Origin of the sequence: Pseudomonas sp. TMP9, from assembly GCF_037943105.1 — a bacterium.
Taxonomy (GTDB): Bacteria; Pseudomonadota; Gammaproteobacteria; order Pseudomonadales; family Pseudomonadaceae; genus Aquipseudomonas.
Genome location: NZ_CP149803.1, coordinates 1,713,190 through 1,736,434, shown reverse-complemented (window position 1 = coordinate 1,736,434; position 23,245 = coordinate 1,713,190). Strand labels below are relative to the sequence as shown.

The window sequence follows — 23,245 nt, the reverse complement described above, 5'->3', positions numbered from 1 at the left end:
AGGGCTTGGCCTATCGAGTCTTGAGGCTTAAGCGCTGGCTTTGACCGCTATTTGCGGGCTGGCATGGAAGAACACGTGCTCGATTATAGGGCCGATGGCCACTGTGCCGACCTCCTCATAACCCTGGCGTTTGTAGAAGTCCAAGTAATGCGCATTACCCGTGTCGAGCACCACGCCTTGGGAGTGGGCATCTTCTGCGCACCAGTTATGCAGGGCTTCCAGCAACTGCTCACCCAAACGCTGCCCCTGATACTCCGGGTGCACACCGAGTAATGGCAACACGTGATACTGCCCAGGCGGCAGGCAGGCGATTACCGCATCGTGGTATTCCAGATAGCGCTTGGTGCAACCGAACCCCGTAGTCAACAGCATGCGCATGCGCCAGCTCCAGCTCTCGGTGATGTCCATGCGGCGCTGCGGCGGCGCGATCAGCGCCATGCCGATCAGACGGTCATCAATCAACAAGCCAATGGCGGGCAGGTCCTCGGCAAAATGTTGCTGCACCAACTCACGCACAGTGGCGCGCACACGTTGGTCATAGCCGGGCCGCTCAGCTTCAAACAGGTAGGCGAACGTGGGGTCGTGGCGGTAGGCGTGATACAGCAGCGAGCGCGCTTCGCGATCGTAACCGCTGTCGAGCATGCGAACTTCGGCGAGAGTATTGGGCATATGTTTGACCTCTGTCGTTCTTGATTTATGGGCCTGTGGCTACGGTAACACCGCGCCCCACTGACCGCCACAGACTGGCCGCTTGCGCCTGCAATGGGCTAGCATCGGCGCTTTCCAGCGTCTTATTGAGAACTGCCGCCCATGAAGATCGTCTCCTTCAATATCAATGGATTGCGTGCGCGCCCGCATCAACTGGCAGCACTCATCGACAAGCATCAGCCGGATGTCATTGGCCTGCAAGAAACCAAGGTGGCGGATGAGCAGTTCCCCGCAGAGCACATCCGCGAGCTGGGATACCACGTGCACTATCATGGCCAGAAAGGTCATTACGGCGTCGCCCTGCTCTCACGCGAAGCCCCCTTAAGCCTGCACAAGGGCTTTAGCGGTGATGCTGATGACGCTCAGCGGCGCTTTATTTACGGCACATTTGCTGACGCCCAAGGCAACCCCATTACCGTGATGAATGGCTATTTCCCGCAAGGTGAAAGCCGCGACCATCCGACCAAGTTCCCGGCCAAGCAACGCTTTTACGCCGACTTGCAAAACCTGCTGCTGGATCAGTTCAGCCCCGAGCAAGCGTTGGTGGTGATGGGCGATATCAATATCTCGCCGGAAGATATCGACATCGGTATCGGTGAACCGAACCGACTGCGCTGGTTAAAAAGCGGTAAGTGCAGCTTCCTGCCGGAAGAGCGTGAATGGCTGGCCACGCTGAAGAACTGGGGGCTGGTCGACAGCTTCCGCCATCTCAACCCTCAGGTGAGTGACCGTTTCAGCTGGTTTGACTACCGCAGTCGCGGTTTCGAAGACGAGCCTAAGCGTGGCCTACGCATCGATGTGATTCTCGCCTCCCAAGCACTGCAGGCACGGATCGAAGATGCCGGTGTCGACTACGATCTGCGCGGCATGGAAAAACCATCAGACCATGCGCCAATCTGGCTACAACTCGGCGAATAAGCCTGTAATAGAGGCATCATTCGGGTAAGTGGCTGTCATATTGCAGTCACCTATTTGTCTTATCGTCGTGGCACTTTCACTCACCCCCATAAGGTGTTTGCCGCATGCCACGCAGCCACTCTGCTTCAGATCGTGATACTTGGGCCCGCACCATCAGCTTTTTGCTGCTCGCCTCCATCTGCTACGCCCTGCCCTGGTCGGTTTTCGCGGCCCTGCCCGCCGCAACCGATAACAGCAGCGTACTGCGCATCCAAGGCTCCAACACCATTGGCGCTAAGTTAGGCCCAGCGTTGGTTGAAGGGCTGTTCGAAGAACAAGGCCTAACGGCCATTCGTACTGAGGCCGGGGCAGTCGAAAACGAGCAACGGGTTATCGGTAAGACCGCTGATGGCCGCCGCGTAAGCATTGATGTATTCGCCCACGGCTCAGGCACTGGGTTCACTTCATTGGTCGATGGCAGCGCTGAACTGGCCGCCTCATCTCGGCCGATTAAGGACAGCGAGACCAACAGCCTGCAAGCGCTGGGTGACATGAGAAGCCCTGCGGCCGAGCAAATTATCGCGCTTGATGGCTTGGCCATCATCCTGCACCCAGATAACCCCATCTCCGCCCTCAATACTGCACAAGTGGCGCAGGTGTTTGCCGGTGAGTTCACCGACTGGGAGCAGCTGGGCGCGCGCCCTGGCGTCATCAACCTGTATGCCCGTGATGATCAATCTGGCACCTACGACACCTTCAAAGAGCTGGTACTCAGTGCCAACGGTAAAACCTTGGCCACCACTGCCAAGCGCTTTGAGTCCAGCGATAAGCTCTCTGATGCTGTAAGTCAGGACCGCAATGGCATCGGTTTTATCGGCTTGCCCTATATTCGCCAAGCCAAGGCTGTGGCCATCGCGGCCGGCGATTCGCAACCCATGCTGCCAAGCCTGACCCTGATTGCCACCGAGGACTACCCGCTGTCACGGCGCTTATTTCTGTACAACCCGCCGCAGTCGAGCAACCCATGGGCTCGCGCGCTGCTGCAGTTCGCCCACAGCCCGCGCGGCCAGGCGATTGTTGAGCAGAGTGGATTTATCGCGCAGACCGTTAAGGCGGTGAAAATTCCACCCCAGGCGACGATGCCGGCTGACTACCAAGCTCTGGCGCAAAACGCGCAACGCTTGTCGGTAAACTTCCGCTTTCAGGAAGGCAGCGCCAGCCTTGATAACAAAGCCCGGCACGACCTCAACCGGCTAATGAGCTACTTACGCGAGCAAAATAAGCTCAAGGGTGATGTGGTGCTAGTCGGCTTCGGGGATGCTAAGCCCGACCCGGCCCGCGCAGAATTGTTATCCAAGCTGCGCGCCATGGCTGTGCGTCGTGAGTTGAATCAAGGTGGCGTGACCTTCCGCGGCATCATCGGCCTTGGCGATGAGCTACCTGTTGCCATCAACAGCACCCAAGACGGTCGGATCAAGAATCGCCGCGTGGAGGTTTGGATCTACTGATACACAAGCTACCAATTCAACCTGAGCGTGCTTGACGCCAGGTCCTGCTGTCTGTGAGCCTACCTGCTGATGCCGCAGTTACTGAGTTGCTTGTTAACTTGGACAGGCATTTGAGGTGATGCAATGGATACGCTAATAACCCTTCTCACTGCTCCGCTGTTCGGCACCCCCGCCTGGTTTTGGCTGACATTTTTGCTGATCGTTATCGGGTTGTTGGTGCTCGACCTTGGTGTGCTGCACCGCGATAAACATGAAATCGAGATGCGTGAAAGCCTCCTGCTATACAGCGGCTACTTCAGCGTGGGGGTCGCCTTTGGCGGCTGGATTTGGTGGCAACTCGGGGCGACTAAAGCACTGGAGTTTTACACCGGCTTTTTGATTGAACAGTCACTGTCGATGGATAACGTGTTTGTGATGGCCGCGATCCTCAACTTTTTCGCCATCCCCAGGCGCTATCAGCACCGCGTATTGTTCTGGGGCATCGTGGGGGTGATTGTGCTGCGCGCCTTGATGATCGGGCTGGGTGCGGCGCTGGTGAATAACGTTGCCTGGGTGCTATATGTATTCGGTGTATTTTTGCTCATTAGCGGCGCGCGTATGCTGACCACGCAGGCACAACAACACCCGGACTTAAGCGAAAACCGCGTGCTGTTGTTTTTTAAGCGCCATGTAAGAATCACAAATAATACCGACCATGGGCGCTTCTTGATCCGGCAGGATGATCAAACACTTGGCAAGAGCCTGCTGTATGCCACCCCGCTGCTGCTTGCGTTGATGCTGATTGAGCTTGCTGATCTGGTGTTCGCCATGGACAGCGTGCCGGCGGTTCTGGCCATCTCCCAAGACCCTTTTATCGTTTACACCTCGAACATCTTGGCCGTTCTCGGTCTACGCGCGCTGTACTTTGCCTTGGCAGCCCTGATGCACCGTTTTATCTACCTGAAATACGCCTTGGCATGGGTGCTGATGTTTATCGGTGGCAAAATCTTGCTGCATGATCTGGTCGACGTGCCAGCCTTGCTTTCACTGGGCGTAACAGTCGGTCTGCTCGTCGGTGGCGTATTGTTATCACTGCGTAAAACCCGCGCACCTGAGGCAGAGAATCGAATCGCTTGAATACTCCCGCCATCACCATTGAAGCGCTGCTGCAGCGCGATCAACTGCACTGGCAAGTGCGCATGGGCCGCCGCTGCCTAACCTTTAATGATGAAAAAACCGCGCGCGCGTTTGCCGCGCAACTGCACATGCGCCTGCTCTGGTTACAACACAGCAGCCACCCACAGGACCGAGCAGCCCCGCCTGATAACGCGCACTGAGCCCAATACGCACAAGGCCCGCAATTTGCGGGCCTTGTGTTTTGCCATTCTGAAACGCCTTAACGGCTGGCTTTCATCATGTCTTTGGACACGTACTTGCCAATCTCGAACTTACCAATAGCGGCGCGGTGCACTTCGTCCGGACCATCAGCCAGGCGCAGCGTGCGCTGCATGGCGTACCAGTAAGCCAACGGGAAGTCGTTGGAGACGCCTGCGCCGCCGTGAATTTGGATCGCCCGGTCGATCACTTTAAGCGCCACGTTAGGTGCGACCACTTTGATCTGGGCAATTTCACTGGCAGCAATCTTATTGCCGACGGTGTCCATCATGTACGCCGCGTTAAGGGTCAACAGGCGCGCCATGTTGATCTCCATCCGCGAGTCGGCGATCAGGTCGATGTTGCCGCCCAGACGCGCTAACGGCTTGCCGAATGCTGTGCGGCTGATAGCACGCTCACACATTAGCTTCAGCGCGCGCTCGGCCATACCGATGGAGCGCATGCAATGGTGAATCCGGCCTGGGCCAAGGCGACCCTGAGCAATTTCAAAACCACGGCCCTCGCCCAGCAACACGCTATCGTAGGGCACGCGCACGTTCTCAAACAGCACTTCGGCGTGACCATGGGGGGCGTCGTCATAACCAAATACCGGCAACGGGCGCACCACTTTCACCCCTGGGGTGTCCATCGGCACCAGAATCATCGAATGCTGGGCATGGCGGGGACCGTCTGGGTTGGTCAGGCCCATAAAAATCATAATCTTGCAGCGTGGATCGCAAGCACCCGATGTCCACCATTTAGTGCCATTGATGACCCATTCGTCACCGTCGCGCACGGCGCTGGCTTGCATATTGGTGGCATCGCTCGACGCAACACCCGGCTCGGTCATGGCGAAGGCAGAACGGATCGTGCCGTCCAATAACGGCTTGAGCCACTTTTCCTTCTGCGCTTCGTTGGCGTAGCGCACCAACACTTCCATGTTACCGGTGTCGGGCGCGGCGCAGTTGAAGGGCTCGGCACCGATCAGGGAGCTGCCCATAATTTCCGCCAGCGGCGCGTATTCGCTGTTAGTCAGACCGGCGCCCAATTTCGACTCCGGCAAAAACAGGTTCCACAGACCTTCAGCCTTCGCTTTGGTTTTCAGCTCTTCCATGATTGCAGTGGGCTGCCAGCGATCGCCTTGGTTGACCTGTTGTTCAAACACGGCTTCGGCGGGATAGACATGGCTCTCCATAAACGCGCTGACGCGTTCACGCAGTTGCTGAACCTTGGGGGAGTAGGCGAAATCCATGGGGGGCTACCTTCTGACTTCTGACGCTGATTTTAGGGAACTCGATGACGTGAAATGATGCTAGAGCAGGGCTTAGGATTTATCTAATCTATTCTCACCGTGTATAAACATTCATCACCGATATATGATCCAGTGATTCCGACAACCTGCCGAGTGAGCGTGTAATGAATCTGAACAAGGTCGACCTCAACCTCTTTGTCGTTTTCGATGCTATTTACACCGAAGCGAATCTAACCCGCGCCGGGCAGATTGTCGGCATTACCCAACCGGCAGTCTCAAATGCGCTGGCGCGCCTGCGCGAAACCTTTAATGACCCGCTGTTTGTCCGCACTGCTCAAGGCATGGTGCCGACTCCGATGGCGCAGAACATCATCGGCCCGGTGCGCAATGCCCTGCAGCAACTGCGTATCTCGGTGCAAGAAAGCCGCATTTTCAACCCGCTGCAGGCCAATAAAACCTTCCGCATCAGCATGACTGACCTCACCGAGGCGATCATCTTGCCGCCGCTGTTCCAGCGTCTGCGCCGAATGGCGCCCAATGTGAATATCGAAAGCATGCTGGCCCGACGCCGCGAAACCACCAAAGAACTGGCTGCTGGCCGCTTGGACTTTGCCGTCGATGCACCGCTCAACACCGACCCGCAGGTGCGCCATGTGCGCTTGATGGAGGACCGATACGTCTGCGCCATGCGCCGCGGTCACCCGATGGCTAAGGAAAAAATCAGCCTCGAGGACTATATGGGCATGACCCACATCCATATTTCCAGTCGCCGCAGCGGCCTCGGTCACGTCGACTTAGCGCTGGGCCGCATGGGCATGCAGCGTAAAATCGCCCTGCGCTCGCAGCATTACCTGATGGCCACCACGGTACTGCAAAACACCGACATGGTGATGACCGTCCCAGAACGCTTCGCCCGGCGCAATGATCTGCACTTTGTCGATCTGCCTATTAAAGACATGACGCCATTAGAAACCCACATCTATTGGCACGAAAGCACCGACCAAGACCCCGCTAACCGGTGGATGCGTGAGCAAATCATTGAGATAGCCCAGCAAGCCTTGGCTCAGGAAGCTAAAGCAGTAAAAGCATTAACTTGACCTGTTAAGTTATTGATAGTTAATTCAATTAACCCCTCTCTGGCTCTCATAATCGCCTGCCGACGCTACCGTGCAGGCGTTCACACTGACGACTCTATCTGCTCCTTGTGCGCACCGCTGTTGACTTGACAGGCGCTTGTCGCACCTTTACGTTAACGTAAAGGTCAATCACGAGCCTATTTATGGTCATCTCCACCTACTCCATTTCCGATCTGGCCCGCGAACTGGATATCACCACCCGCGCCATTCGTTTTTACGAAGAACAACAGATGCTCAGCCCTGAACGGCGAGGGCAAGAGCGTATTTATACGGCCAAAGACAAGGTCACCTTAAAACTGATCCTGCGCGGCAAACGCATTGGTTTTTCCTTGGCTGAGTGCAAAGAACTGATTGAGCTGTACGACCCGGTACACGGCAATCGTAAGCAGTTGCATACCTTTATGAGCAAGATCGCCGAACGACGCGTGCAGCTTGAACAACAGCTTCTAGACATCCAACAGATGCAGTTAGAGCTGGACACCGCGCAGGAACGCTGCGTTGCTGCGCTGGCTGAAACCGATAAAAAACAATTGATTACCTCCTAAACCTAAGAATAAATATCACAGGTGGAACCATGAGCTATCCGTCCCTGAACTTCGCCCTTGGCGACACCCTCGACATGCTGCGCGAACAGACACAAGCCTTTGTCGCTGCGGAACTGGCACCGCGCGCCGCCGCCATCGACAGCGAAAACCAGTTCCCTGCCGATATGTGGAAGAAGTTGGGTGACATGGGCCTGCTCGGTATCACCGTCGATGAAGAATACGGCGGCTCTGGGCTTGGCTACTTGGCCCACGTGATTGCCATGGAAGAAGTCAGCCGTGGCTCAGCGTCGGTGGCCCTCTCCTACGGCGCGCATTCAAACCTGTGTGTCAATCAGATCAAACGCAACGGCACGACCGAGCAAAAAGCCAAGTACCTGCCCAAGCTGGTCAGCGGTGAGCACATTGGCGCACTGGCTATGAGCGAGCCAAATGCCGGCTCCGATGTGGTGTCGATGAAGCTGCGCGCCGACAAACACGGCGACCGTTACGTGCTTAACGGCAGCAAGACTTGGATCACTAACGGGCCGGACGCTAACACCTACGTGATCTACGCCAAAACCGATCTGGACAAAGGCGCACATGGCATTAGCGCCTTTATTGTCGAGCGCGACTGGAAGGGTTTTAGCCGTGGCAATAAGTTCGACAAGCTCGGCATGCGCGGCTCCAACACCTGCGAGCTATTTTTCGACAACGTCGAAGTGCCGGAAGAAAACATCCTCGGCCAGCTCAACGGCGGCGTGCGCGTGCTGATGAGCGGCCTCGATTACGAGCGTGTGGTGCTCTCCGGTGGCCCAACCGGGATCATGCAGGCGTGTATGGATGTGATCGTGCCGTACATCCACGAGCGCAAGCAGTTTGGCCAGAGCATCGGCGAGTTTCAGCTGATCCAAGGCAAAGTCGCCGATATGTACACCCAGCTCAACGCCAGCCGCGCTTACCTCTATGCAGTCGCCCAGGCCTGCGACCGTGGCGAAACCACGCGCAAAGACGCTGCGGGGGTGATTCTGTACACCGCCGAACGCGCCACACAAATGGCCCTAGATGCGATCCAGATTCTCGGCGGCAATGGCTATACCAACGACTACCCCACCGGCCGCTTGCTGCGCGACGCCAAGCTCTACGAGATCGGCGCCGGCACCAGCGAAATCCGCCGCATGCTGATCGGCCGTGAGCTGTTCAACGAAACCAAATAAGCCAGAGCCGCTAAAACCGTAGCCCGGATAAGCCTTGGCGCAATCCGGGGGCGATCAGTGCGGCACACAGCTCCCGGATTTGATCCGGGCTTCTTCGGAGCGAGCCAGATGGCCATCCTGCACACCCAGATCAACACCCGTTCGCCGGAGTTCGCCGCCAATAGTGCGGCGATGCTTGCCCAGGTAAACGACCTGCGCGCCCTACTCGCCCGCGTTCACGAAGGCGGCGGCGTCAAGGCGCAGGAGCGGCATACTTCCCGTGGCAAGTTGCTGCCGCGTGAACGAATCAACCGCCTGCTGGATGCCGGCTCACCCTTCCTCGAAATCGGCCAGTTGGCTGCCTACGAGGTCTACGGTGAAGATGTACCGGCGGCGGGTGTGGTGGCCGGTATCGGCCGGATCGAAGGTGTGGAATGCATGATTGTCGCCAACGACGCCACGGTAAAAGGCGGCAGTTACTACCCGCTGACGGTGAAAAAACACCTGCGGGCGCAAACCATCGCCCAGCAAAACCGCTTGCCGTGCATTTATTTGGTGGATTCGGGTGGTGCCAACCTGCCCCGTCAGGATGAAGTATTCCCGGATCGCGAACACTTTGGCCGGATCTTCTTCAACCAAGCCAATATGAGCGCCATGGGCATCCCACAAATCGCTGTGGTCATGGGCTCTTGTACCGCAGGCGGCGCGTATGTGCCGGCCATGGCCGATGAAGCGATTATGGTGCGCAACCAAGCCACCATCTTCCTCGCGGGTCCGCCATTGGTAAAAGCGGCCACGGGGGAAGTGGTCAGCGCCGAAGAGCTGGGCGGCGCCGATGTGCACTGCAAAGTCAGTGGTGTAGCTGACCATTACGCTGAGAGTGACGAGCACGCACTGGCTCTGGCGCGGCGTTGCATCAGCAATTTGAACTGGCGCAAGCTTGGTGTACTGAATAACCGCGCGCCGATCAATCCGCTGTACAGCAGCGAGGAGCTGTACGGAGTGATCCCCGCGGACGCCAAGCAGCCATTCGACGTGCGTGAGGTGATCGCCCGCACCATCGATGGCAGCGTATTCGATGAATTCAAAGCGCTGTTTGGCGCCACTTTGGTCTGCGGCTTTGCGCATATCCATGGCTATCCTGTGGCGATCCTCGCCAATAACGGGATTTTATTCGCTGAATCGGCGCAAAAAGGTGCGCATTTTATCGAACTCGCCTGCCAGCGCGGCATCCCGCTGCTGTTTTTGCAGAACATCACCGGTTTTATGGTCGGACAAAAATACGAAGCCGGCGGCATCGCCAAGCATGGCGCCAAGCTGGTTAACGCCGTGGCCTGCGCCAAGGTGCCGAAATTCACCGTGATCATTGGTGGCAGCTTCGGTGCAGGCAATTACGGCATGTGCGGCCGTGCTTTTGAGCCGCGTTTTCTGTGGATGTGGCCGAATGCGCGCATTGGCGTAATGGGCGCTGAACAAGCCGCTGGCGTGCTGGTGCAGGTCAAGCATGAGCAAGCCGCCCGCGCCGGACAGAGCTTCTCAGCCGAGGATGAAGCGGCGCTTAAGCAGCCGATCCTTGAGCAATACGAGCGCCAGGGCCACCCCTACTATTCCAGCGCCCGGTTGTGGGACGACGGGGTGATCGACCCGGCGCAAACCCGTGATGTGCTGGGCCTGGCGCTGTCCGCCAGCCTCAACGCGCCAATTGAGCCGACTCAGTTCGGCGTATTCCGTATGTAGGGTGGATGACGCTTCACCCATCCACCAACTGGATGATCCACGGTGGAAGAGAAAAACGTCTTCCACCCTACCAAAGGACCGAGTGATGACTGACTTCACCACCATCCAGCTCGAAACAGACCCGCGCGGTTTCGCCACGCTTTGGCTCAATCGCGCCGATAAAAACAACGCCTTTAATGCCGAGATGATCCGCGAGCTGATCCTCGCCCTCGATGCGGTCATGGCTGACAAAGCCCTGCGCTTTCTGCTGCTGCGCGGCCGTGGCAAGCATTTTTCTGCTGGCGCGGATTTAGCCTGGATGCAACACGCCGCCACACTCGATTACAGCGCCAACCTGGCCGACTCGCGCGAGCTGGCCGAGCTGATGCACAACCTCTATCAGCTGAAGATCCCATCACTGGCGGTGGTTCAGGGCGCCGCGTTTGGTGGTGCGCTGGGCCTGATTAGCTGCTGCGACATGGCCATCGGCGCGGTTGATGCACAGCTGTGCCTGTCTGAAGTGCGCATCGGTCTGGCCCCGGCGGTGATCAGCCCCTTTGTTGTGCAGGCCATTGGCGAGCGCGCGGCGCGCCGTTATGCGCTGACGGCCGAGCGTTTCAGCGGTGAGCGGGCCCAGGCGCTGGGTTTGTTCGCCGAATGCTATCCGCTTGCTGAGTTGGACGCTCAGGTCGAACACTGGATCCACACCCTGCTGCTCAACAGCCCGCAGGCCATGCAAGCCAGCAAAGACTTGCTGCGTGAAGTCGGCAGCGGCGTGCTGACCCCGGCGCTGCGCCGTTACACCGAAAACGCCATCGCCCGCATCCGTGTCAGCCCTGAGGGCCAAGAGGGCTTGCGCGCATTTCTGGATAAACGCCAACCCGCTTGGCAGGAGCCATCCCCGTGAGCCTTAAGCATATCGACACCTTGCTGGTGGCCAACCGTGGCGAAATTGCCTGTCGGGTAATGCGCACCGCTAAAGCCATGGGCATCAAAACCGTCGCCGTGCACAGTGCTATCGACCAGTGCGCCCGCCATGTGCGCGAGGCTGATATGGCGATTGATCTGGGCGGTGCTAAGCCCGCGGAAAGTTACCTGCTGATCGACAAAATCATCGCTGCCGCCAAGGCCAGCGGTGCCCAGGCGATCCATCCTGGCTATGGTTTTCTTTCGGAGAACGCCGGTTTTGCCCGCGCCATCGAAGCGGCCGGGCTGATATTTCTCGGCCCTCCCGCCGCCGCCATTGACGCCATGGGCAGTAAATCCGCTGCCAAAGCCTTGATGGACACCGCCGGCGTACCGCTGGTGCCGGGTTATCACGGCGAGGCGCAAGATGCGCAAACCTTCTGCGACGCGGCCAAGCAAATCGGCTATCCGGTACTGCTCAAAGCCACGGCAGGTGGCGGCGGCAAGGGCATGAAGGTGGTCGAGCGCGAGAGCGAACTGGCCGAAGCCCTGGCCTCCGCCCAGCGTGAAGCGCAGTCATCGTTCGGCGACTCGCGCATGCTGGTGGAAAAATACGTACTTAAACCGCGTCATGTGGAGATTCAGGTTTTTGCCGACAGCCACGGCCACTGCCTGTACCTGAACGAGCGCGATTGCTCGATTCAGCGCCGTCACCAGAAAGTGGTCGAAGAAGCCCCCGCACCAGGCCTGACGCCTGAACTGCGCCGCGCCATGGGCGAAGCCGCGGTAAAAGCCGCGCAAGCCATCGGCTATATCGGGGCTGGCACGGTGGAGTTCCTGCTGGATGAGCGCGGCGACTTCTTCTTTATGGAGATGAACACCCGTTTGCAAGTCGAGCACCCAGTGACCGAGCTGATCACCGGACTCGACCTCGTCGCGTGGCAAATTCGCGTGGCCCATGGCGAAGCGCTGCCGATGACCCAAGAGCAGGTGCCGCTGCACGGCCACGCCATCGAAGTGCGCCTGTACGCAGAAGATCCGGACAACGACTTTCTCCCGGCTACCGGCTCGCTCAAGCTGTACCGCGAAGCAGCAGCCGGCGAAGGCCGCCGGGTAGACAGCGGCGTTAGCGAAGGCGATGAAGTCTCGCCCTTCTACGACCCCATGCTCGGCAAGCTGATCGCCTGGGGCGAAAACCGCGAAGAGGCGCGTCTGCGCCTGCTGGCCATGCTCAAAGAAACCTGTGTGGGCGGCGTGCGCACCAACTTGGCGTTCCTTACCCGCGTGCTGGCTCACCCGGCCTTTGCCGCAGCAGAGCTGGATACCGGGTTTATTCCGCGTCACGAAGCCCAGCTACTACCAACGGTTAGCGAATTGCCTGCTGAGTTTTGGCAGTTGGCCGCCGAAGCCTTCGTGCAGAGCGAAGCGCCCCAGCAACGCCATGACGACACCCACTCGCCTTGGGCCTGTAACAACGGCCTGCGCCTGGGCCTGCCGGCAGAAACCGACCTGCACTTAAGCTGCCAGGGCGAACACCAGGTGGTGCGCCTGCGCCACGCGGCCGCCTCAACGGTGCAATTGCACGGCGAAACGCTGTCGGTAACCTGTGATGGTTTACGCCAGCAGTATCAGGCGATCCGTCGCGGCGGCACGTTGTATCTGCACTACGCCGGCGAATTACGCAGCGTTCAGCGTTTCGACCCCATCGCCGAAGTCGACGCCAGCCACAGCCAGCACGGCGGCCTGACCGCCCCCATGAACGGCAGCATCGTGCGGGTACTGGTCGAAGCCGGTCAGCAGGTCGAAGCCGGTACCGCCTTGGTGGTGCTGGAAGCGATGAAGATGGAACACAGCATCCGCGCCGCCCATGCCGGCACGGTCAAAGCGTTGTATTGCAGCGAAGGTGAGATGGTTAGCGAGGGCGCGGTGCTGGTGGAACTGGACGAAGCCAGCGCATAACAACGTAGGGTGGACATCGCGTTTAATGTCCACCAGGGCATTTGCAGCGAATGGTCATGGCGGACGGGAAAACGCCAGCTGCGCCTCTTTATCAACCATACGGAGAAAGTGCATGAACCTACCCAAACACGTGCGCTTGGTCGAAGTCGGCCCTCGCGACGGTTTACAGAACGAACAACAGCCGATCAGCGTTATCGATAAGGTGCGCTTGGTCGATGACCTGTCCGCCTCAGGTCTGAGCTATATCGAGGTCGGCAGCTTCGTTTCGCCCAAGTGGGTGCCGCAAATGGCCGGCAGCGCCGAGGTCTTTGCGCACATCCAGCAGCAGCCGGGTGTTACCTACGCCGCCCTCGCCCCCAACCTGCGTGGTTTTGAGGCCGCGCTGGAAGCCGGCGTGAAGGAAGTCGCCGTGTTTGCCGCCGCCTCTGAGACCTTCTCACACAAGAATATCAACTGCTCAATTGCCGAGAGCCTCGAACGTTTCGCACCGCTGATGGACGCCGCCAAACAGCAGGGTGTGCGCGTGCGCGGCTATGTTTCCTGCGTACTGGGCTGCCCCTATGACGGCAGTGTGCCGCCCGAGCAGGTCGCCAGCGTTGCCCGCGAGCTGTTTGCCATGGGCTGCTATGAAGTGTCGCTGGGCGACACTATTGGCGCCGGCACCGCGGGGGATACGCGCAGATTGATCGAGGTGGTAGGCCGCGATATCCCTCGCGATAAACTCGCCGGGCACTTTCATGACACCTATGGCCAAGCTTTAACCAACATTTACGCCAGCCTCCTGGAAGGCATCAGCGTATTCGACAGCTCAGTCGCCGGCCTGGGTGGCTGCCCCTACGCCAAAGGCGCCACTGGCAACGTGGCCACTGAAGATGTGTTGTACCTGCTTAACGGCCTAGGCATCGACACGGGCATTGATATGGCTAAGTTGATCGCTACCGGCCAGCGTATCTGCACCGTGCTGGACAAACCCAACGGTTCGCGGGTAGCGAGGGCCAGACAGGCCCACGCCTAGTTAGCTGAACTACGTAGCCCGGATAAGACGCGGCACGCGGCGCAATCCAGGGAATATCTCCTGGAACCGCAAGCAGCCCCGGATTGCGCCAAGGCTTATCCGGGCTACGCGGTTGTGTTTGTGTAAGGCGGCCGTGACAAAGCATGTGTTTGGCTGGCAGCTTTTACCAATGGATAGAGGGTTTACGTTCGCGTGTAAGGTTTTATTTACATACTGTAAAACGTCGCACTTAGCGTTGCCGCCCGTTGCCTGACTGCGGTGTACAGCAGCTACAAACGCGACCACTGCCAATCAGGTCTGCCGCCTAACCGGTCAACGCAAACATGCAACCAACCCGTAGCCTTGGTGCAATAAACCAACTAAGCCCTTTGGCCTAACAGCAATGATGAGGAAAGACGATGCAACAGCCCCTGTGGACGCCTTCTGCCGAACGTATTGCGGCGACCCGGATGGACGGCTTCCGTCGCTTCGTTAACCAGCGCTCCACCGTGCAACTGACCGACTATTGGGCGTTGCATACTTGGAGCGTGACGGAACGTGAAGCCTTTTGGCAGGCCATTATCGAGTTTTTCCAGATTCACTTGAGCCGGCAGCCGAACGCTGTGTTGCAGGAAGGCAGCGCGATGCCCAGTGCCAACTGGTTCCCCGGCGCTACGCTGAACTTCGCTGAACACTTGTTGCGGCGCCGGGATAATCACACCGCGTTGGTCGCTATCGGTGAAGACGGTTCCCGCGAGCAGTTGAGCTATGCCGACCTGGCTGCGCATGTCGCCGGGCTGCAACGCAGCCTGAAAGATGCTGGGGTTGGCATGGGCGACCGGGTGGCAGCCTTTATGCCCAATACGTGGCAAACCTTGGTGGGCATGCTGGCTGCCAGCAGCCTCGGTGCAACCTGGTCGAGTTGTTCGCCGGACTTCGGCACTCAAGGGGTGATTGACCGCTTCGGTCAGATCGAGCCCAAGGTACTCATCGCTGCAGCGGGTTATCGCTACGCTGGCAAACGTATCGACTTAACCGCCAAGCTCAACGAAATCCTCGAACGGCTGCCCTCTTTGCAGCAGCTGATCGTGGTGCCTTACTCCAACACCCAGACCCGCGCCGCTGACTTCCACTGCGCCGCCAAGGTCGCGCTGTGGCAGGACTTTTACCAACCCGGCGGCGAGCCAGCATTCACGCCGGTGCCATTCGACCACCCGCTTTACATCCTCTATTCCAGCGGCACCACCGGCGTGCCCAAATGCATCGTCCACGGCACCGGCGGCACCTTGCTGCAGCATGTCAAGGAGCTGGGCCTGCACACCGACCTGAGGGCCGACGACACGCTGTTCTACTACACCACCTGCGGTTGGATGATGTGGAATTGGCTGGTATCCGGCTTGGCGTTGGGTGCGACCTTGGTGCTGTTCGACGGCTCGCCCTTCCACCCCGGTGCCGAGCGCCTGATTAACTTGATCGACGCCGAGAACATCAGCATTTTTGGCACCAGCGCCAAGTTTATTGCGGCGCTTGAAAAAGCCGGTGCCAGGCCGAGCAACACGCACAGGCTGCAACACCTGAAAGCCATTCTCTCCACCGGCTCGCCGTTGTCCCACGAAAGCTTCGAATATGTGTACCGCGAGATCAAAGCGGATGTTTGCCTGTCATCAATTTCCGGCGGCACCGACATCGTCTCCTGTTTTGCACTGGGTAACCCGGTGCTACCGGTGTGGCGCGGCGAGTTGCAGTGCAAGGGTTTGGGTATGGATGTACAGGTATGGAATGAAGCAGGCCAACCAGTAATCGGCGAGAAAGGCGAACTGGTCTGTGCGCAGCACTTCCCCTGCATGCCGGTGGGCTTCTGGCAGGACGCGGACGGCAGCAAATTCCAGGCCGCCTACTTCGATACCTTCCCCGGCCTCTGGGCCCATGGTGACTATGCGGAAATCACCGCGCATGGCGGCCTGGTGATCCATGGCCGCAGCGACGCGGTGCTCAACCCCGGTGGCGTGCGCATCGGCACGGCCGAAATCTACCGTCAGGTCGAGAAGGTCGAGGAAGTGCTGGAGTCCATCGCCATCGGCCAAGAATGGGACGATGACGTGCGCGTGGTGCTGTTTGTGCGCCTGCGCGACGGCGTCAAGCTGACCGAGGCGCTGCAAGCGCAGATCCGCCTAGTGATTCGCAGCAACACCACGCCGCGCCACGTACCAGCCAAGATCATCGCCGTGACCGATATACCCCGCACCATTAGCGGCAAAATTGTCGAACTGGCGGTGCGCAATATGGTGCACGGCAAACCGGTGAAAAACACCGATGCCTTGGCCAACCCGCAGGCGCTGCAGCTTTATTGTGATCTTGCCGAGCTGCGCGACTAAACCAGCCGGCCCGGCAGTATCTACCCGGGCCGGCTATGGGCCTCAGATGCCCTTACGCCCGGGATCTTCGGGCGGCAGGTCATGCTCAATATCTTCCAGCTTCAACTCAAGGCCCCACTCACCGGCCGAAGCAGCGGGCGCTGGCGGCCGCGGCGCAGCTGCAACTGGCGCAGGGACTGCTGCTTCAACCGGCACCGATGCGGTGGGATTGTCCCGATAAAGCTTAAGCTTGAGGCGCACGTTGTTGGCCGAATCGGCGTTCTTAACGGCTTCTTCTTCATCAATCGAACCGTCATTGACTAAGTCGATGAGTGCCTGATCGAAGGTTTGCATGCCGAGGTTCTTGGATTTCTCCATGATCTCTTTGATATCGCTAAAATCACCGCGTTTGATCAAGTCACGAATGGTTGGCGTGCCCAGCAGCACCTCGACTGCCGCCCGGCGCTTGCCGTCGACGGTTTTCACCAGCCGCTGCGAAACAAACGCCTTGAGATTGTTGCCCAGGTCGTTGAGCAACTGCGGGCGACGATCTTCCGGAAAAAAATTGATGATGCGGTCCAGCGCTTGATTGGCGTTGTTGGCGTGCAGCGTGGAAATCGCCAGGTGGCCGGTGTCAGCAAACGCCAGCGCATGCTCCATGGTTTCACGGTCACGAATTTCACCAATTAAGATCACATCCGGCGCCTGACGCAGGGTGTTCTTCAGCGCGGCGTGGAAGCTGCGGGTGTCGACCCCGACTTCACGCTGGTTGATGATCGACTTTTTGTGCTTGTGCACATACTCCACCGGGTCTTCGATGGTGATGATATGGCCGCCACTGTTGCGGTTGCGGTAATCGATTAAGGCCGCCAGCGAGGTCGACTTACCTGAGCCGGTACCGCCCACAAACAACACCAGGCCGCGTTTTTCCATCACGGTTTTAAGCAACACCTCCGGCAGTTTGAGGTCTTCGAACTTGGGGATATCCAACTTGATATTGCGCGCCACAATCGACACTTCGTTGCGCTGCTTAAAAATATTGATGCGGAAACGCCCAACGCCGGCGATGGAAATCGCTAAGTTCATCTCCAACTCACGCTCAAATTCTTCGCGCTGCGCACTGTCCATCACCGACTCAGCGATTGCTGCCACCTCGCCGGCCTTAAGCGCTTCGGCACTCAGCGCCTTAAGCACGCCGTTGAACTTAGCGCAGGGCGGCGCACCAGTTGACAGATAAAGGTCGGAGCCGTCCTGACTGGACAGGACTTTGAGCATTGCATTGAGGTCCATAACGACACATCCCGCAGAGTGGATAGATTACTTTAGGCCAAGACCGGGGCGTGCCTTGAGGAAAATCCACGCACCTTTGGCTCAAGCGCTAAGCGGTTGAAATACTGGCACAATACGCCTCCTTTAAAACGAGGTGTTCGTCATGGCAAAGGCAATGGCCCGCCACATTTTAGTGAAAACAGAAGCGGAAGCGACGGCGCTGAAAAAGCGTATTGCCACTGGCGAAGCATTCGATGTGCTGGCGCGTAAACACTCCACCTGCCCATCCGGCAAAAAAGGCGGCGACCTTGGCGAAGTGCGGCCGGGGCAGATGGTGCATGCCATCGATCAGGTGATTTTTAAAAAACCGGTGCGTGAGGTGCACGGCCCGGTGAAAAGTCAGTTTGGGTACCACTTGGTGCAGGTTTTTTACCGAGAATGACTCCCCATGAGCATGACCGCCGAACAGATCGCCGCTTTCTGCCTGAGCCTGCCCGGTGCCCGTGAGGACATCAAATGGGCTGGTGTGCGGGTGTTTTCGGTGGCCGAAAGCAAGATGTTTGCCCTGTTTCATTTAAACAGCCACAACAGTTTGGCCTTTAAGGTTGATAACGAGCTGTTTCTCAGTTTCTGTGACCGCCCTGGCATCCAGCCTGCGCCTTATCTGGCTCGCGCACGCTGGGTGAGCATGGCCGCGCCCTACCCACTGGGCGACAGCGAACTGCAAGAACTGCTGATGCGCTCGCATCAGCTGGTGGTGGCTAAATTGCCTAAGCGCCTGAAGCTGGCGCTGCTGCGCTAACCACTCGGCCGGGGGGACTTACGCACTAACGAATCTTACTGGCAGTCCCGCCCATCCCATCTGCTGCCCTTTATGGCCATAAACCGCTACCACGGAAAAGGGGACGGATTTATTTATTGGCACCCTCGCCAACCGGCAAATAAATCTGTCCTCTTTTCTGTCTTTATTTATCGTCACCCTGCGCATAAAAATCTTTCTTGCTCAAACTAGGACGATCAAAATAACAGGGGACAGACCACGGTTTCAGTCAGCCTCAGCAGCGTGTTTCGGTCGCCCTGGCTTTCCGCGGGTCACCCTTCGCCCCAGCACGCGTTCCACCTCTGCCGTAAACCTTGGGCTCCCAAGCGCATAGTTCCCGTTGGTAGCTGAACGGATCTGATCCACCAAGCCAGGATCAAGCTGATGCCGAAACAGCTCACGATAGGCCTCCGCCCGTGCCCCATCCGCCTCGCCCAACGCTTGGTACAAAGAATGTCGCGTGATCAATGCTGACTGCTCAGCCTGGGCATTCGCCCGATAACTCGACCAAGGATATTCCGCCGGATGCTCCACCATTCCAGCACGCACCGGGTTCATCTCAATGTATCGATAGCAAGCCAGTACATAACTGTCCTCCTGCATCAAGCAGGAGCGGAAGCGACCTTCCCACAAAGTGCCGCTGCGGCGATAAGTACGATTGATGTATTGCACATAGCGCTGACCAAGGCCCTTCATCAGCATTCCAGCGCTTTCCGGCTTGGCTGGGGTCAATAGCAGATGAACGTGGTTGGTCATAAGGCACCAAGCATGGATCGCGCAGTCATGCTTTCTGGCTTGATCCGCAAGGTGCTCCAGATAGAACAGGTAATCTTCCTCGGCGAAGAAACAGGCCGAACGATTATTCCCTCGCTGAATCAGGTGCAACGTGACTCCCGGCAACAGCACACGCGCTCGACGCGGCATATGGAAACTCCTTTTCCATAGGATAACGCCAGAAGATTAGACTAGACGTGGATAATCGTGGTCTGTCCCCTATTATTATTTGTCTGCGTCAAGGCAAAACGACCCGCAGGCCGCGCTCTGGTGGTGTGGATCGACGCGGTCAGATCCCCGACATGGTCAGCATCCACGTGCGGCCGCCAGAAATCGAAGACCGCTTGATGCCCGGCCACTGGGAGGGTGATTTGATCAAGGGCAAAGCTAACGCCTCGTCTGTCGGCACCTTGGTGGAGCGCACGAGCGGCTATCTGATGCTGGTGAAGATGCGCGATGCGACGGCGACCGCTGCAATGGAGGGGTTTAGTGCGGCGCTTAACCGTATGCCGCTGGCGATGCGTAAAAGCATGACCTACGACCAAGGACGGGAGATGGCGCGACATGCCGAAATCACCCAGCAGACCGGGGTAGCGATCTACTTCTGCGACCCGCACAGTCCTTGGCAGCGCGGCAGCAACGAGAACATCAACGGCCTGATTCGGCAGTACCTGCCCAAAGGAACGGACTTGTCGGTGCATAGCCAGGAAACGTTGGATGCGATTGCCTTGCAAATGAACATGCGCCCGCGCAAACGCTTCGACTTTAAATGCCCAATCGAAGTTATGGGGGAGGTGATGCAAAAGGGTATGGCGATGCGGCATGATGCTCCAGCCTCAATTCAATAACCGTGTTGCACTCAGCTCCTGCAACCGCCCAGTATTCTGCGAGAACCGAATATCATCAGCCGCGTGAGCTGTAATATTCCCTACACCTTTTGCACCTCTTAAAGCGCAACGCTAACCATCAGCCCGCCGCACGCCGCTCAACTAAAGACTTTATGTACTTCAGCTGTTCCAAGATAAAATCAGAAAAGCTTGACGCCAACACATCAACCCCATCCAATTCGGAACTAATCTCTACAACTTGCCAATTATTTTTTGCGTCGAAAGCATATAGCACATCGCTAGAATTTCCACCGAATACGTAAATACCCTCATAGCCCTCAATTTCCCGGCCGCATATAGTCGAATATTTCTCCGGACCATCATCAAGATGAAATGCCGCGTCTAACTCCCCGAAACCAAACTCGGTGAGGAATTCCAGATAGTCAGCTGGAACCTGCTGACGATGTGACTCATCAACATTGCATAACGTCGCACTCGTGTCTGTTATGCGGTAGCCGTAATTACCCTCATAGTCCTCTGAGGACGTCACAGCATCAATCAATGACTTTAACTCTTCTTTATTTTTCATAATCATTTACCAAATATTTTTTTCCGCTGGCCCTTGGGCCCTGTGAATACCACCTTGGTGCTCCACACCTCTCATGGCAGGTGTAATATTCCACCATTCTGGGCGGCCGCAAAATCTGAGTGCAACACCTGACCTTTCCGGTACGGTGCTGCCCCTATGTCTTATACCGAACTCAGCGTTGAAGAGCGCGCCACCATTCAAATCGGTCGTGCCCAGGGCTTCAGCCTGCGCGAGATTGCCTGCTTGATCACTCGATCCCCTTCGACCATCAGCCGGGAGTTGCGGCGTAATCAAGGTGCCTGTGGCGGCTACTCGGCCCGGGTGGCACAACAGCAGATGCAAGCCCGCCGGCAGGTGTGTCGACCGATGCGAAAGCTGTTGCCGGGTAGCGAGCGCTTCGCGTTGGTGACCCATATGCTGCGTGAGCGTTTGTCTCCCGAGCAGATTGCCGGCAAGCTGCGCAGCATGAATATTCCCAGCCTCAGAGAGGCCTACGTCTGTCGCGAGACGATCTATAACGCGATTTATGCCCTGCCGGTCGGCGAGCTGCGTAAGGAGTTGATCATCTGCTTGCGCCAAAGCAAGACGACGCGCAGACCGCGCTCTGGCGGCGTGGATCGGCGCGGCCAGATCCCTGAAATGGTCAGCATTCACGTGCGCCCCCCTGAAATCGAAGACCGGCTTATGCCGGGGCATTGGGAAGGCGACTTGATCAAGGGTAAAGCCAACGCCTCATCTGTAGGCACGTTGGTGGAGCGCACCAGTGGTTACTTGATGCTGGTGAAGATGAACGACGCGACGGCGACCTCGGCGATGGAGGGCTTCAGTGCAGCGCTCAATGGCATGCCGTTTGCGATGCGCAAGAGCATGACCTACGACCAAGGACGGGAGATGGCGCGGCACGCTGAGATCACCCAGAAAACGGGTGTAGCGATCTTCTTCTGTGACCCTCATAGCCCTTGGCAGCGAGGTAGCAACGAAAACATCAATGGCCTGATCCGCCAGTACCTGCCCAAAGGCACAGACCTGTCGGTACACAGCCAGGCAGAGTTGGATGCCATCGCTCTGCAACTGAACATGCGGCCGCGTAAGCGCTTCGACTTCAAGTGCCCCATCGAAGTTATGGGCGAGGTGATGCAAGCAGCCATGACAATGCGGCATGATGCTCCGACTTCAATTCATTAACCGTGTTGCACTCAGCTCCTGCAACCGCCCTGCCTTACCGCCAAATTTATTCTCGATAACATGATGGGCATCGTAATTTCTAGTAGCCTGATTTCCATATTTATCAATGTACGTTTCTTTCGGCCAGCTCGCGCCCGTGTTTTTTTCCCACTCTACTCGCAGACTTGGCAACTTACTGTCAAACTCTGCCCTGTTCAACTTAACCTCTTCTTTAGATAAGCGTGAATAAGTGTTCTCTCGCAGGTCAGCTTTCAAAAGCTCCAATTGTTGAGGGGTGAACTGCCTGCCGGTCAAACTCTGGATATCCGTAAGATACGACTTTGCATCCTTCGGCGTTCTGCAAGGTAGTTGTCGCGTCAGCCGTGTTTTTAAGCTGCCATTTTCAGTGTCGTTTGCTCCCTGTCCGGATTGAGTGTGACAGCGCCTACGGGGTGCCAATTTCGAGTCGCGCCTGACCAGCGATGTGGGTGTTGATTGCGAGCATGCTGGTACAGCGCATGACGCTTGGCCAGCACCTCTTGATCCTCGCCACGATGCCGCTGCGCCGGAGTCACGAAGCGGATGCGGCTGTGCCGGTGTTCGTGGTTATACCAGCGCATAAAGTCGCGCACCCAGCTGCGTGCAGTGCCCAAACTTGCAAAGCCATCCTTGGGCCATTGCGGGCAGTATTTCAGGGTTCGAAACAGCGATTCTGAGTACGGATTGTCGTTGCTCACTCGCGGCCTTCCACGCGACGGCGTAATGCCTAGGTCGTACAATTTGCTCAGCAGCGTCACTGATTTCATCGGCGCGCCGTTGTCCGAGTGCAGCACCAAGGGCTTACCGGCGCAGCGCTCGTTGAGCACAGTGCGCTGCATCAATTCGGCCGCACGTTCGCCACTTTCCTGCTCGTAGACTTCCCAGCCGACGCCCTTGCGGCTGTAAATATCCTCGATCAAATACAGGTAGTAATACTTCCCGCGCACCTTTGAAGCCAGGTAAGTGATGTCCCACGACCAGACCTGGTTGGCCTTCGTAGCGTTGTGCGTGGTCGGCGCGGCATGCTTGTGCGGTGCATGACTGCGCCCACGTCTAAAATAATAGGGGACAGACCACGATTTACGGAGAAATTAATCGTGGTCTGTCCCCTATTGTTACTATTAGCTAAATAAGGCGCAGACGCTCCAGCTAACGCTGCCCCAAAATTTCCGCCTGCTACACCTTGTAATGCTGCCGTCACGGCCTGTGCCGCACGCTGCAAGTCACTACCCGTGCCATATTCAGCCAAGGTTTCTTTGTAGG

General features: G+C 57.7%; 20 protein-coding genes and 2 pseudogenes. 16 read left to right on the top strand and 6 right to left on the bottom strand.

Annotation, left to right across the window (positions count from 1 at the left end; all coding sequences use genetic code 11):
* Window positions 1-27: 27 nt before the first annotated feature.
* Window positions 28-669 carry a GNAT family N-acetyltransferase gene (locus WF513_RS08220; RefSeq protein WP_339083153.1) on the bottom strand — a complete coding sequence of 214 codons (642 nt, stop codon included), beginning with the start codon at window positions 667-669 and terminating at the stop codon, window positions 28-30.
* A gap of 141 nt (window positions 670-810) precedes the next feature.
* Between WF513_RS08220 and xthA the strand changes: the two genes are divergently transcribed.
* From xthA to WF513_RS08200, 4 genes are all read left to right on the top strand, one after another.
* Complete coding sequence (xthA, locus tag WF513_RS08215; protein ID WP_339083151.1) at window positions 811-1,626, top strand: exodeoxyribonuclease III; 816 nt, start codon at window positions 811-813, stop codon at window positions 1,624-1,626.
* Window positions 1,627-1,730: 104 nt separating this feature from the next.
* Window positions 1,731-3,113 (top strand): phosphate ABC transporter substrate-binding/OmpA family protein, encoded by a 1,383-nt coding sequence (locus WF513_RS08210; protein WP_339083149.1) that lies wholly within the window; start codon window positions 1,731-1,733, stop codon window positions 3,111-3,113.
* Window positions 3,114-3,236: 123 nt separating this feature from the next.
* The gene (locus WF513_RS08205; protein ID WP_339083147.1) at window positions 3,237-4,229 is read left to right on the top strand and encodes a TerC/Alx family metal homeostasis membrane protein; all 993 of its coding nucleotides are present in this window, start codon (window positions 3,237-3,239) and stop codon (window positions 4,227-4,229) included.
* Window positions 4,226-4,429, top strand: coding sequence for a hypothetical protein (locus WF513_RS08200; RefSeq protein ID WP_339083145.1), 204 nt, complete (start codon window positions 4,226-4,228; stop codon window positions 4,427-4,429). Before WF513_RS08205 ends, WF513_RS08200 begins: the two co-directional genes overlap by 4 nt.
* A gap of 59 nt (window positions 4,430-4,488) precedes the next feature.
* On the opposite strand, the gene WF513_RS08195 is transcribed toward WF513_RS08200, so the two are convergent.
* A complete protein-coding gene (locus WF513_RS08195; RefSeq protein WP_339083143.1) occupies window positions 4,489-5,718 on the bottom strand; it encodes an acyl-CoA dehydrogenase in 1,230 nt (409 codons plus the stop codon).
* Between the two features lie 164 nt (window positions 5,719-5,882).
* Between WF513_RS08195 and WF513_RS08190 the strand changes: the two genes are divergently transcribed.
* The 8 genes from WF513_RS08190 to WF513_RS08155 all read left to right on the top strand — a co-directional run bounded on the left by WF513_RS08190 (window position 5,883) and on the right by WF513_RS08155 (window position 16,521).
* Window positions 5,883-6,815: a LysR family transcriptional regulator gene (locus tag WF513_RS08190; protein WP_339083141.1), complete on the top strand. Its 933-nt coding sequence runs from the start codon at window positions 5,883-5,885 to the stop codon at window positions 6,813-6,815.
* A 182-nt stretch (window positions 6,816-6,997) separates the two neighbouring features.
* Window positions 6,998-7,399, top strand: coding sequence for a MerR family DNA-binding transcriptional regulator (locus WF513_RS08185; protein WP_339083139.1), 402 nt, complete (start codon window positions 6,998-7,000; stop codon window positions 7,397-7,399).
* A 29-nt stretch (window positions 7,400-7,428) separates the two neighbouring features.
* Window positions 7,429-8,592 carry an isovaleryl-CoA dehydrogenase gene (locus tag WF513_RS08180; RefSeq protein ID WP_339083137.1) on the top strand — a complete coding sequence of 388 codons (1,164 nt, stop codon included), beginning with the start codon at window positions 7,429-7,431 and terminating at the stop codon, window positions 8,590-8,592.
* Window positions 8,593-8,700: 108 nt separating this feature from the next.
* Entirely contained in the window at window positions 8,701-10,308 is a 1,608-nt protein-coding gene (locus WF513_RS08175; protein WP_339083135.1) for a carboxyl transferase domain-containing protein, read from the top strand.
* Window positions 10,309-10,393: 85 nt separating this feature from the next.
* Complete coding sequence (locus tag WF513_RS08170) at window positions 10,394-11,194, top strand: gamma-carboxygeranoyl-CoA hydratase (protein WP_339083133.1); 801 nt, start codon at window positions 10,394-10,396, stop codon at window positions 11,192-11,194.
* Between the two features lie 59 nt (window positions 11,195-11,253).
* Window positions 11,254-13,152 (top strand): acetyl/propionyl/methylcrotonyl-CoA carboxylase subunit alpha, encoded by a 1,899-nt coding sequence (locus WF513_RS08165; protein WP_339083486.1) that lies wholly within the window; start codon window positions 11,254-11,256, stop codon window positions 13,150-13,152.
* Window positions 13,153-13,264: 112 nt separating this feature from the next.
* On the top strand, window positions 13,265-14,167 hold the full coding sequence (locus WF513_RS08160) for a hydroxymethylglutaryl-CoA lyase (RefSeq protein WP_339083131.1): 903 nt from the start codon (window positions 13,265-13,267) through the stop codon (window positions 14,165-14,167).
* 398 nt (window positions 14,168-14,565) lie between these two features.
* Window positions 14,566-16,521, top strand: coding sequence for an acetoacetate--CoA ligase (locus tag WF513_RS08155; RefSeq protein ID WP_339083129.1), 1,956 nt, complete (start codon window positions 14,566-14,568; stop codon window positions 16,519-16,521).
* A gap of 42 nt (window positions 16,522-16,563) precedes the next feature.
* Here the strand turns inward: WF513_RS08155 and WF513_RS08150 are convergent, their stop codons facing one another.
* Window positions 16,564-17,790, bottom strand: coding sequence for a PilT/PilU family type 4a pilus ATPase (locus WF513_RS08150; RefSeq protein WP_339083128.1), 1,227 nt, complete (start codon window positions 17,788-17,790; stop codon window positions 16,564-16,566).
* A 142-nt stretch (window positions 17,791-17,932) separates the two neighbouring features.
* On the opposite strand from WF513_RS08150, the gene WF513_RS08145 reads away from it, so the two are divergent.
* The gene (locus WF513_RS08145; protein ID WP_339083126.1) at window positions 17,933-18,211 is read left to right on the top strand and encodes a peptidylprolyl isomerase; all 279 of its coding nucleotides are present in this window, start codon (window positions 17,933-17,935) and stop codon (window positions 18,209-18,211) included.
* A 6-nt stretch (window positions 18,212-18,217) separates the two neighbouring features.
* Entirely contained in the window at window positions 18,218-18,571 is a 354-nt protein-coding gene (locus tag WF513_RS08140) for an MmcQ/YjbR family DNA-binding protein (protein WP_339083124.1), read from the top strand.
* A gap of 243 nt (window positions 18,572-18,814) precedes the next feature.
* Here WF513_RS08140 and WF513_RS08135 read toward each other — a convergent pair whose 3' ends face one another.
* Window positions 18,815-19,513: a transposase gene (locus tag WF513_RS08135; RefSeq protein WP_339083122.1), complete on the bottom strand. Its 699-nt coding sequence runs from the start codon at window positions 19,511-19,513 to the stop codon at window positions 18,815-18,817.
* Window positions 19,514-19,584: 71 nt separating this feature from the next.
* Here WF513_RS08135 and WF513_RS08130 point away from each other — a divergent pair.
* A pseudogene (locus tag WF513_RS08130) lies at window positions 19,585-20,211 on the top strand (IS30 family transposase); the annotation flags it as partial.
* 118 nt (window positions 20,212-20,329) lie between these two features.
* Here WF513_RS08130 and WF513_RS08125 read toward each other — a convergent pair.
* Window positions 20,330-20,779, bottom strand: a complete 450-nt coding sequence (locus WF513_RS08125) for an SMI1/KNR4 family protein (protein WP_339083120.1) — start codon at window positions 20,777-20,779, stop codon at window positions 20,330-20,332.
* Between the two features lie 156 nt (window positions 20,780-20,935).
* On the opposite strand from WF513_RS08125, the gene WF513_RS08120 reads away from it, so the two are divergent.
* The gene (locus WF513_RS08120) at window positions 20,936-21,964 is read left to right on the top strand and encodes an IS30 family transposase (RefSeq protein ID WP_339080618.1); all 1,029 of its coding nucleotides are present in this window, start codon (window positions 20,936-20,938) and stop codon (window positions 21,962-21,964) included.
* A 368-nt stretch (window positions 21,965-22,332) separates the two neighbouring features.
* Here the strand turns inward: WF513_RS08120 and WF513_RS08115 are convergent.
* A pseudogene (locus tag WF513_RS08115) lies at window positions 22,333-23,037 on the bottom strand (IS3 family transposase); the annotation flags it as partial.
* Between the last annotated feature and the right edge of the window lie 208 nt (window positions 23,038-23,245).

Bases quoted from the DNA above. Each gene is read 5' to 3' on its own strand.
- WF513_RS08220 (WP_339083153.1), bottom strand. From the start codon at position 669: ATGCCCAATACTCTCGCCGAAGTTCGCATGCTCGACAGCGGTTACGAT.
- xthA (WP_339083151.1), top strand. From the start codon at position 811: ATGAAGATCGTCTCCTTCAATATCAATGGATTGCGTGCGCGCCCGCAT.
- WF513_RS08210 (WP_339083149.1), top strand. From the start codon at position 1,731: ATGCCACGCAGCCACTCTGCTTCAGATCGTGATACTTGGGCCCGCACC.
- WF513_RS08205 (WP_339083147.1), top strand. From the start codon at position 3,237: ATGGATACGCTAATAACCCTTCTCACTGCTCCGCTGTTCGGCACCCCC.
- WF513_RS08195 (WP_339083143.1), bottom strand. From the start codon at position 5,718: ATGGATTTCGCCTACTCCCCCAAGGTTCAGCAACTGCGTGAACGCGTC.
- WF513_RS08190 (WP_339083141.1), top strand. From the start codon at position 5,883: ATGAATCTGAACAAGGTCGACCTCAACCTCTTTGTCGTTTTCGATGCT.
- WF513_RS08185 (WP_339083139.1), top strand. From the start codon at position 6,998: ATGGTCATCTCCACCTACTCCATTTCCGATCTGGCCCGCGAACTGGAT.
- WF513_RS08180 (WP_339083137.1), top strand. From the start codon at position 7,429: ATGAGCTATCCGTCCCTGAACTTCGCCCTTGGCGACACCCTCGACATG.
- WF513_RS08175 (WP_339083135.1), top strand. From the start codon at position 8,701: ATGGCCATCCTGCACACCCAGATCAACACCCGTTCGCCGGAGTTCGCC.
- WF513_RS08170 (WP_339083133.1), top strand. From the start codon at position 10,394: ATGACTGACTTCACCACCATCCAGCTCGAAACAGACCCGCGCGGTTTC.
- WF513_RS08165 (WP_339083486.1), top strand. From the start codon at position 11,254: ATGCGCACCGCTAAAGCCATGGGCATCAAAACCGTCGCCGTGCACAGT.
- WF513_RS08160 (WP_339083131.1), top strand. From the start codon at position 13,265: ATGAACCTACCCAAACACGTGCGCTTGGTCGAAGTCGGCCCTCGCGAC.
- WF513_RS08155 (WP_339083129.1), top strand. From the start codon at position 14,566: ATGCAACAGCCCCTGTGGACGCCTTCTGCCGAACGTATTGCGGCGACC.
- WF513_RS08150 (WP_339083128.1), bottom strand. From the start codon at position 17,790: ATGGACCTCAATGCAATGCTCAAAGTCCTGTCCAGTCAGGACGGCTCC.
- WF513_RS08145 (WP_339083126.1), top strand. From the start codon at position 17,933: ATGGCAAAGGCAATGGCCCGCCACATTTTAGTGAAAACAGAAGCGGAA.
- WF513_RS08140 (WP_339083124.1), top strand. From the start codon at position 18,218: ATGAGCATGACCGCCGAACAGATCGCCGCTTTCTGCCTGAGCCTGCCC.
- WF513_RS08135 (WP_339083122.1), bottom strand. From the start codon at position 19,513: ATGCCGCGTCGAGCGCGTGTGCTGTTGCCGGGAGTCACGTTGCACCTG.
- WF513_RS08125 (WP_339083120.1), bottom strand. From the start codon at position 20,779: ATGAAAAATAAAGAAGAGTTAAAGTCATTGATTGATGCTGTGACGTCC.
- WF513_RS08120 (WP_339080618.1), top strand. From the start codon at position 20,936: ATGTCTTATACCGAACTCAGCGTTGAAGAGCGCGCCACCATTCAAATC.